General features: G+C 67.0%; 7 protein-coding genes. 5 read left to right on the plus strand and 2 right to left on the minus strand.

Annotated features, from left to right (window positions below):
• Positions 1-210: 210 nt before the first annotated feature.
• The 5 genes from H8A92_RS38310 to H8A92_RS38330 all read left to right on the plus strand — a co-directional run bounded on the left by H8A92_RS38310 (position 211) and on the right by H8A92_RS38330 (position 4,857).
• On the plus strand, positions 211-1,227 hold the full coding sequence (locus tag H8A92_RS38310; protein ID WP_229200469.1) for a GlxA family transcriptional regulator: 1,017 nt from the start codon (positions 211-213) through the stop codon (positions 1,225-1,227).
• A 103-nt stretch (positions 1,228-1,330) separates the two neighbouring features.
• On the plus strand, positions 1,331-1,858 hold the full coding sequence (locus H8A92_RS38315; protein ID WP_229200470.1) for a tautomerase family protein: 528 nt from the start codon (positions 1,331-1,333) through the stop codon (positions 1,856-1,858).
• A gap of 14 nt (positions 1,859-1,872) precedes the next feature.
• The gene (locus H8A92_RS38320) at positions 1,873-2,142 is read left to right on the plus strand and encodes a nitrilase-related carbon-nitrogen hydrolase (RefSeq protein WP_229200471.1); all 270 of its coding nucleotides are present in this window, start codon (positions 1,873-1,875) and stop codon (positions 2,140-2,142) included.
• A gap of 127 nt (positions 2,143-2,269) precedes the next feature.
• Positions 2,270-3,955, plus strand: a complete 1,686-nt coding sequence (locus H8A92_RS38325) for a vWA domain-containing protein (protein ID WP_229200472.1) — start codon at positions 2,270-2,272, stop codon at positions 3,953-3,955.
• A 416-nt stretch (positions 3,956-4,371) separates the two neighbouring features.
• Positions 4,372-4,857 (plus strand): Crp/Fnr family transcriptional regulator, encoded by a 486-nt coding sequence (locus H8A92_RS38330; RefSeq protein WP_229200473.1) that lies wholly within the window; start codon positions 4,372-4,374, stop codon positions 4,855-4,857.
• Here H8A92_RS38330 and H8A92_RS38335 read toward each other — a convergent pair.
• Both H8A92_RS38335 and H8A92_RS38340 read right to left on the minus strand, forming a co-directional pair.
• Positions 4,796-5,623, minus strand: coding sequence for a metallophosphoesterase family protein (locus H8A92_RS38335; protein ID WP_229200474.1), 828 nt, complete (start codon positions 5,621-5,623; stop codon positions 4,796-4,798). The two genes, H8A92_RS38330 and H8A92_RS38335, sit on opposite strands and share 62 nt — an antisense overlap.
• Positions 5,624-6,039: 416 nt before the next feature.
• Positions 6,040-9,322: histidine kinase dimerization/phospho-acceptor domain-containing protein (locus tag H8A92_RS38340; protein WP_229200475.1), on the minus strand; the 3,283-nt coding region annotated here is incomplete at its 5' end.

A 9,322-nucleotide genomic window follows, 5' to 3' on the forward strand; every position in this document is an offset into this window, starting at 1 on the left:
CGGAGGCCGGGACCCATACGCCGCGGCGGAGATTGTGAACGGGACTCGTCGTTCCAGCATCGCGCAATAAGCAGCATTTGGGGTTTATGGGTCCCGGCCTTCGCCGGGACGACACCGGTTTTGTTGCGCGGTCGGTGAGACGGCGGCGACTTGCCTGGTCACACAAGCGATGGCAGAATCACCCCGCCTTGCGTAAAATCGGACACGGCCGTGCCACTCATCCGGATTTGGGTCTATGACGGCATCCTCGCTTCGGGGGTCGCCGGCATTGTCGACGTGTTCACCGCCGCCAATTCAGTGGCGGCGAACCGGCCCAGGCATCAGAACGGCAAGCCGTCGCAGCTGCGGTGGCGCGTCGAGTCCCTGAGCGGCCGGCCGATACAGACCGTGTCCGGCCAGATCGTCGGCGTCGACGGACCGATCAGCGCGCGGTCGTCGGCGGATGCGGTCGTGATCCCCGGGCCCTTTGTCGGCGATATCGAGCGTTTCTTCGCGCGTCTCGATACGGTCGAGCCGCTGCTTGCTGCGCTGCGGCGGCAACATGAGCGCGGCACGCTGCTCGCGTCCTATTGCACCGGCAGCTTCATCCTTGCCGAGGCCGGCCTGCTCGACGGCCGGGTCGCGACCACCCATTGGGCGAAGGGGCGGACATTCGCGATGCGTTATCCGGCAGTGGATCTGCGCGTTGCCGAGATCCTCACCGAGCAGAACCGGATCGTCTGCTCGGGCGCGGTGACCACGTCGCTCAATCTCGCGCTGCGGCTGGTCGAGAAGTTCGCAGGCGCCGACGTTGCGAACGAGACCGGCAAGCTGATGCTGATCGACGGCAATCGCGTCTCGCAGGCGTCCTATACCAGCCGCACGCACGACACGCAGCATTCCGACGCGCTGGTGGCGCAAGCGCAAAGCCTGATGGAGAAGTCCCTGCAACGGGGCTTCAGCCTCGCCAGGCTGGCCCGCGAGCTTGCGGTCAGCGAGCGCACCTTGAACCGTCGCTTCAAGCTCGCAGTCGGCGAAGCGCCCCTGCAATATCTGCAGGCGCTGCGCGTCGATGTGGCCAAGCGCCTGATCGAAACGAGGCGCCTCAAACTGGACGCGATCAGTGCGCGGGTCGGCTACAACGACCTGTCGACCTTTCGCCGCCTGTTCAAGCGCGAAACGGGGCTCTCGCCACGCGAATACCAGCGCCGGTTCGCGCGGGCCGCGCGCATGGCACCGGCCGGCTGACGACGCGGTGTCCGAATTACCTCTGAGAATGGCGATACTGCCACTGCTGCCGGAGACGCCCCGCGCATAGACCTCATGCTGGCAACAAACAGGAGGTCTCTCAATGCCGATGATCGACGTCACAATTCCCGAAGGAGCCCTGAAGCCGGCAGCGGAAGCGCGGCTGATCAAGGAACTCGGCGACATCCTGATCGGCCATGAGGGGTTCGATCCGGCCAACAAGGTTGCGCAAAGCGTCACCGTCGTGTTCCTGCATCGGCCGGCCGCCGTCTATGTGGCGGGCGAGCCGTCGCCGTCGCCACGATATCGCATCGTCCCGACGGTGCCCGAGGGGCAGTACACCGAGGCCTCGCGCGCGGCCTTGGTGAAGGACGTGACCGACGCGGTGGTGCGCGCCGCAGGCGGTTCGTTCGAGGATGTGGCGCCGCAGGTCTGGGTGTTTCCAACCGAGATACCGGACGGCCAATGGGGCAGCCGTGGCGTCATTCGTCCGCTGCCGGACATCCAGGCCTTCATCGCGGGCGAGCACGAGCGCAAGGTCGGCGAGGCGCGTCTTGCACGCCGCCGGCGCGTCAAGGCGCTGGAGTTGCTCGGGGGCGCGTTCGACGCCGTCCGCAAGGGCATCGACTGAGGCGGCGAGAGACCATGACAATCGACACGCATTTCCGGCTCGCGGCGATCCAGGCCGCCGCGATCCCGTTCGATCGCGAGGCGTCGGTGGAAAAGGCCTGTCGCCTGATCCGCGAGGCCGGCGCCATGGAGGCCACGATTGCCGCCTTCGGCGAGACCTGGCTGCCCGGCTATCCCTTCTTCTGTTACGCGCCGACCGGGCCGAGCACCTTCCGTGCGATGGCAGAATATCTCGACAGCGCCGTCGAGATTCCGTCGTCCGCGATCCATGATCGCAACTCTTAAAACAATCCAATTGTCATCTGCGTGTCGCGTTAGTCCAAACCCATGTCGCGATTGTCCAAGTGTCAGGACGGCGCGTCGTCGTAGTCGTCCTTGCCCTCCGACTGTCTCCATTATCGAGGACCGATCCGTGATTAACTTTTTTCGCCGCTCGTTCATTGCCGGCCTGCTGTCGCTTGGCCTGGCTCTGCTGTCTCCGCAAGCCCAGGCGCAGGGCACCGACACCATTCTGGTGCTCGATGCATCCGGCTCGATGTGGGGCCTCGTCGACGGCCAGAGCAAGATCGCCGCAGCACGGCAGGCGGTCGATTCGATCCTGTCGAAATGGAATCCCGCCGATCGCCTCGGTGTGATGGTCTACGGCCATCGCTCGAAGGGCGACTGCAAGGACATCGAGCTGATGATCCCGGTCAGCAAGTTCGATCCGGCGCGGATCAAGGCCGCGGTCGACGGCATCAATCCGAAGGGCAAGACGCCGATCGCGGATTCGCTGCGCGCCGCTGCCGAGGCACTGCACTCGACCGAGAACAAGGCCAACGTGATCCTGGTCTCCGACGGCATCGAGACCTGCGCGCCGGATCCGTGCGGCGCCGCGGCCGAGCTGAAGAAGGCCGGCATCGGCTTCACCGCCCATGTGATCGGCCTCGACGTCGCCGATCCCGCGGCGAAGAGCCAGCTGCAATGCATCGCGCGTGCGACCGGCGGCGTCTATCTCGATGCCGGCAACGCCGCGAGCCTGACCGGCGCGCTGACCAAGGCGGTGGCGGCGACGCAGGGCACCAAGGTCGCGAGCGAGGCGCCGCAGAAGCCGGCGGCGGCCGATCCCTATCTCGGCAAGAACATTCGCGGCGTGGCGCGGCTCGCTGAAGGGCTCGATCCGATCAGCGACGAGGATGTCAACTGGGGCATCTACAAGCGCGCCGGCGACGAGAAGGGCGAACACGTCAACACCTTCTACGGTGCGCCGTTCGCCGACAACATCGCGCCCGGTGACTACATCGTCGAGGTGAGCTACCGGCAGCTCAAGCGCGAGTTTCCGCTCAAGGTCGAGAAGGGCAAGCCGGCGGCGCTCGACGTCATCCTCGATGCCGGCTACGTCACCAGCGAAGGCTCGGTGGCCGGTGGTGCGGGCAAGGTCGATGACGTGGTCTGGCAGGTCTCCGACAAGGGCGGCAGACTGATCGCGCAGGAATACGACGCGGTGCCGCGCTTCGTGCTCGCCGCGGGCAGCTATGTGCTGACCCTGACCAAGGGGCAGTCGAAGACCAGCAAGCCGTTCTCGGTCGCCGCCGGCGATTCCAGCAACGTCCAGCTCAGCCTCGATGTCGGCAAGCTGATCGTGACCTCGACTTACGCCGAGGGCGGCCCGAAGGTTGAGAAGGATATCGTGGTCGCGGTCCGTCAGCCCGCCAAGGCCGACGGCGACGAGGGCGAGAAGGTTGCGCAGGAATACGACGCCGAGTCCAGGTTCGATCTGCCGAGCGGCAGCTACGACGTGACGGCTGTGGTCGGCGAGGCCAAGGGAACGGTGCGTGCGGAGGTGAAGTCCGGCGCGCCGACCCGGATCAACGTCAACCTCAACGCCGGCGTGGTCGGGATCAAGGCCGACGGCGCCCAGGAGATCGACATCCTCAGCGCCGAGCGCGACCTCAACGACGAGCGCAAGCGCATCTCAGTGAGCTATGATGCGGCCTACAACGTCGCGCTCAGCGCCGGCGACTATGTCGCGGTCGCCATCTATGCCGACGGCCAGAAGGTCGAGAAGCCATTCTCGATCGCCGCCGGCAAGCGCCAGACGCTGGAGATCAAGCAGTAGGCGTCGCTACGCGATCCGAGCCGCGGACCTTGCGAACTGGCGACGTGACGTGAGCACGCCTCTCAGGCTCCCTCCCCCCTTGCGGGGGAGGGCGGGGAGAGGGGTGAGCCCCGGGCGAGATGTTGCCGAGTGCTTTGCTCTCGCAATTTCGGTCGCGTCGTCGCCGAATGGAGAGAGTTCGCCGTGTGACACCCCTCTCCCTAACCCTCCCCCGCAAGGGGGGAGGGAACCTATCCGCCGGTGCGTCCCTCACTCCGAAGCTACAGGGCTTAACGCATCGGGGTAAGGCTCGGTCTCGTAACCTCAAGCGACCTATTCTCCGCCGCACCTGCCGACAATTTGAGCAAATCGCCCAGCTAATCCGTTTCATCTCGACGGCATCTCTGCCTAGTCTGGCTTAGACGGAGGCGAATAGCATGCGAGCGATCCTTGATCACTGCACGGGCGGGGCCAGGCGCAGCCTGCCGGCCGGCACGGATTTCATCGAGGAGGGCGGCAAGACCGGTCATCTGTTCGTGCTGCTCGAGGGCAAGGTGGAAGTCGTGAAGGGCGATAGTCTGGTCGCCGTGATCGACGAGCCTGGCGCGGTGTTCGGCGAGATGAGTGTCCTGCTCGACAGGCCGCACAGCGCCAGGGTGCGTGCGGCGTCCGACTGCGTGCTCTATGAATTCGACGACGCGGCGTCGTTCCTGCGCGAGCAGCCTGCGGTGGCGCTGCTGATCGCGCAGCTTTTGGCGCAACGGCTGAACGTCGCCACGACCTATCTTGCCGACCTGATGCACCAATATGCCGATCACGGCACCCATCTGGCGATGGTCGGCGAAGTGCTGCAGAGCATGATCAACCTGCCGCCGATGCAGGTCGCGCCAGGCTCGGATCGGCAATCCGATCCAAGGATGTGAGCCAGTCCGGCGCCTCGCTGAGCGGCGTTGCCGGCCGGTGCAGGGGGGCATTGAGATCGACGATCTGGGCGTCGCCGGCGGCGAGCCAGAAGGCCTTCTCCTGGGTGAGATCGAGCACGATGTAGACCGGCGGCCGGCCCGGCTGCAGGCCGGTGTTGAACACCCAGGTCGCGCCGATCCGGTCGAACCACGAGCCGCTCGGGATGAACGGCGATTGATGCACGTGGCCCGAGATCACCATCGCCGGATGATGACGCTCGATCCAGCGCAGCAGCTCGACGTCGCCGAAGAAGCGCTTGCCGCCCCAGCTGGTCGGAGAATCCGCCGGCGGGGCGTGATGGACCCAGACCCAGCGTCCGTGCGGCATCGCCGCCGCCGCGCGCAGCTGATCGTCGATCCGCGCCTTGACCATCGGGCCGTCCCACCACGGGCACACCGTGAACAGCGTGTCGCCGATGGTCAGATTGTCGCCGTCGCAGGCGATGCCGAACTCCCTGATGCCGGCGACCCAGCGCGCGATCTTCTCGCCGTCCGCGCTGCGCTCGTCCAGATCATGATTGCCCGAGCAGAAGATCACGCGCGTGAGACCGGCGAGCCGCGCGAGGTATTTGGTGACGACGACGATCTGGGCGCGGTAATCCACCGCCGAGCCGAGATTGAGCGCATCGCCGGCGAAGATCACGAGATCGAACTGCGGCGCCGCGGCCAGCAGCCAGTCGAACTGCGGCAACGAGTAGTGCAAATCGGCGACAACGAGACAGCGCATCCGCCAGATCCAATGCCCGGAAAGCGGGCGGTCCATGTGGCAATGAATTATTCAAACGATCTGAATTGCAGCAAGATTTATGCCGTGCCGCGCGGAAGAGGCGCGACAGATTTTCGCAGTGTCGGGCAGGTCATCCGTGCTTGCTTGCACGAAGCCAGGTGAGGTGAGCACGCATCTCAGGCTCCCTCCCCCCTTGCGGGGGAGGGTGGGGAGAGGGGCCCCGGGGCGTGATGCAAGACGTCGATCGCGCTTTTGCAATCTCGATTGCGCGTTGCTCGAACGGATGTTGAGAGGAGAGAGCGCGCCGTGCGGCACCCCTCTCCCCAACCCTCCCCCGCAAGGGGGGAGGGAGCCCCTGCGTCGGTGCCTCCATTACATGGAGACACGGCGAAAAGCACTTCGCGGAACGTTACGCCTCACGCCCTCGCGGCGGCGTGGGCGAAGGTCACCTCGATCAGCGTGCCGGTGCGGCCGCCGGTGCGGATCTGGAATTTGGCGCGGTTGGCTTCGACCAGCGCCTTGGTCAGCGACAGGCTGACGCCGCCGGACCCGGCCTGGTCGGATGGCGTCGGCGCCCGGAACGGCTCGAGCGCGGCGGCGACCTCGTTGTCGTTGAGGCTCTGGCCGGTGTCGCGCACCCGCAGCATCACCTCGCCGAAATCCGACAGCGCGGTCGAGACGATCACCTGGCCGCCGGCATTGGCGAGATGGATCGAGTTGCCGATCAGGTTCAGCGTGATCTGGCGCAGCGCGCGGGCGTCGGCGACAACAGGCGGCAGCGTATGCGCGAGCGAGGTGCGGATGATGATGCGCTCGCGGTTGGCCTGCGGCTGCATCACCGCGACGCAGCTCTCCACCATCTCGTTGAGGTTCTGGCTGGTGAAGGCGAGATCGAGCTTGCCGGTCTCGATCCGCGACAGATCGAGCAGGTCGTTGACGATCGCGATCACCCGTTCGCCGGAGGCGCGGATGTCCTTCATGTATTCGACATAGCGCTCGTTGCCGAGCGCGCCGAAACGCTCCGATATCATCACCTCGGCGAAGCCGATGATGGCGTTGAGCGGCGTGCGCAGTTCGTGGCTGATCCGCGCCAGCACGTCGGTCTTGGCGTTGGCGGCGCGTTCGGCGAGCCGCCGCGCCTCGCGCACTTCGCCCTCGCTCTTCCTGGTCTGCGACAGGTCGCGGAACACCGCGAAGAAGTTCGGCCCGTCGGCGCGGGTGCGGCCCATCGTCACCGACAGCGGGATGATGCCGCCCTGGCGGACGCGCCCGAGCGTTTCGCGGCCGTGGTCGAGCAGGCTGGCGACACCGGCCGATTTCAGGCTGGAAAGATAGTCGAAGATGCCGTGCCGGCTTTCCGGCGCAAACAGGTCGGCGAGATTGTGCGTGACGAACTCGTCGCCGTCATAGCCGAACAGCGCTTCGGCGCTGCGGTTGCAGGAATGGATGTTGCCTTCGGCATCGAACATGATGATGCCTTCGGCGGCGGTGTCGAGGATCGCGCCGAGCTCCTCGGCGTCGGCATGGCCGGCCTGCGGCGGCGGTGGCGCCAGCACCGGCTCCACGATCGCGGGCGGTTCGGGATCGGAGAGGGCGGCTGCGACCGCGGTGTCTTCGTCCAGCGTGCGCGAGAAGATCAGCGCCAGCGCGGACTCGTCGTCCCAGTTGATGGTGTGCAGCCGCGCCTCCGCGGACACCTGCTCGGCCTGGCCGTTCTGGTTGGCCGAGATCGTGACCGGCGTGCCGGTGCCGGAGGTGCTGCTCGCCTGCGAGACGCCGGGCTCGACATAAAGCGCATCGAGCCCGCCGGCGGCTTCCAGCGCGTGCAGGCTGTCATAGCCCATGCGGGCGAGGAAGGCGTGATTGGCATAGAGCAGGCGGTCGAGCCGGTAGACCAGGATGCCGACCGGCAAGAGATCGAGCAGCGCGCGGTCGCGCCGGGAACTGGCGTGCGGCGCGGGCTCGGCCGCCGCGAGCCAGCCGGCCTTTGGCGGCTCGGCCGGCGTCTCCTGCTGCGTCACCTTTTCCTGCAGAGACGCAGCCTCTTGCGGCGGCTCGCTTGCGGACGGCTCGTCGGCGATCGGCTCCGCGGTGGCACTGTCGTTGGTGGGCGCCGTGAGGCCGGCCTCGCTCTCGAGCCGCGCCGACAATTGGCGGGCGAGCTCGTTGAAGGCGTTGTTCTCGACAGGTGTCAGCGAGGGCGGCCGGGTGTCGCCGGCAAGACGGAACGGCACCACATTCTGCGGTGTGTCGTGACGCACTTCCTGCGTTTCCTCGTGCGTTTCCACGGCGTGATCCGGATCGGCTTGGTGTGAAGTCTCTGCTGCTGTCGGCTCGGTCAATTCCTCGGGTAGTGCGGCTGCGTTGGTATCGGGCGGCGGCTCCGCGTGTGGCGGAGGACTTTCATGTGGCGGCGCAGCGGTGCGCGGCGCCGGCGCGGCGTCGGCCGACAGCGATTGCGGCACGATCGAGCCGCTGAAGAACTCATAGCGGCGCAACGCGGCGAGTCGCGCAAGCCCGTCGAGATCACGACACACACCAAAGCCGCGATAGCCGGCGAAATTCCGGTTGCGGTCGAACATCGGCAGGCCGGACAGTTCGACCGGCAAGCGGCCGCCGCCGTCGACCGGCCAGTTCAGCGTAATGCCGCTCCAGGTGTCGTGGCTGGCGAACGCCTGCATCACGCGGCCTTCGGGATCGACGCCGAAGCTCTCGGCGATGTCGCTCCACAGCCGGCCGAAGCCGGCCGCGGCGTGCAGGCCGATCAGCCGGGTGAATTCGTCGGAGCCGAGCGAGAAGCGGGCCTCATGGTCCATCTGCCACATGAAGCGCAGCGGATGCCGCCGCACCGGCACCGGCTCGTCGAGCCAGGATGGCGGTTTTGCTGGTGCTGATGCCACGGGCTCCGGCTCGGCGACCGGTGGCACGGGCAGATCCGCGATCGCATAGGGCGAGGGGACGGGATCGGCGGGCGGTGCTGTTGTTTCCGAAGCGGGCGCAGCTGCGGTCTCTTCGGGGACGGGGGCGGGCTCCGCCGCAGGTGCTGCGACCCGCTCCTCAGCGGGCGCTTCGATCAGCGCTTCCGACAGCGGCTCCTCGACGGCGGGCGTTTCGTCTGGCGCGGTGTCGCGAGGCGCAGTCTCGACGTGCGCCTCATCTGCTGCCGCGGAAGTTGGAGCCGCGTGCACGGGCTCCTCGACCTGCGCTTCCATAGGCGCCTCGATCAGCGCTTCCGACAGTGGCTCCTCGACAGCGGGCGTCATGTCAGGCGTGGTGTCGAATGCCGCGGTCTCGACGGGCACCGTCTCCACGTGCGCGCCTTCTGTTGCCGCGAGCGATGGAGCTGCGTGCGCAGGCCTGGATTCAGCTGGACTGATGATCGGCTCGGCTACTGCCTCGTCCGCCGGTGGATCGAGCGCATCGAACAGCGTGAAGGTGGCCGGCGCTTCGCTGGCCGGTGCGGGGGCTTCATCCTGCACGGCTGGTTGCTCGATAGCGGCAGGCGCCGGCGGCGGCTCAACAGCGGCGGCCTCTTGCGGTGCCGTCGCTGCGGTGACCGGCGTTTCCGGCTCAACCGGCTGAGGCGCAATCGGCGCCGCCGGTCTGGCAGCGAGATGCGGGGCCGGCTTGATCAACGCGATCAGCGCGCGATCGGCGCCGCGGCCGATCCGTTGCAGCACGACGCGGCCGATCGCGACG

The sequence above is a fragment of the Bradyrhizobium acaciae genome (genome assembly GCF_020889785.1).
Lineage (GTDB): Bacteria > Pseudomonadota > Alphaproteobacteria > Rhizobiales > Xanthobacteraceae > Bradyrhizobium > Bradyrhizobium acaciae.

Bases quoted from the DNA above. Each gene is read 5' to 3' on its own strand.
- H8A92_RS38315 (WP_229200470.1), top strand. From the start codon at position 1,331: ATGCCGATGATCGACGTCACAATTCCCGAAGGAGCCCTGAAGCCGGCA.
- H8A92_RS38320 (WP_229200471.1), top strand. From the start codon at position 1,873: ATGACAATCGACACGCATTTCCGGCTCGCGGCGATCCAGGCCGCCGCG.
- H8A92_RS38330 (WP_229200473.1), top strand. From the start codon at position 4,372: ATGCGAGCGATCCTTGATCACTGCACGGGCGGGGCCAGGCGCAGCCTG.
- H8A92_RS38335 (WP_229200474.1), bottom strand. From the start codon at position 5,623: ATGCGCTGTCTCGTTGTCGCCGATTTGCACTACTCGTTGCCGCAGTTC.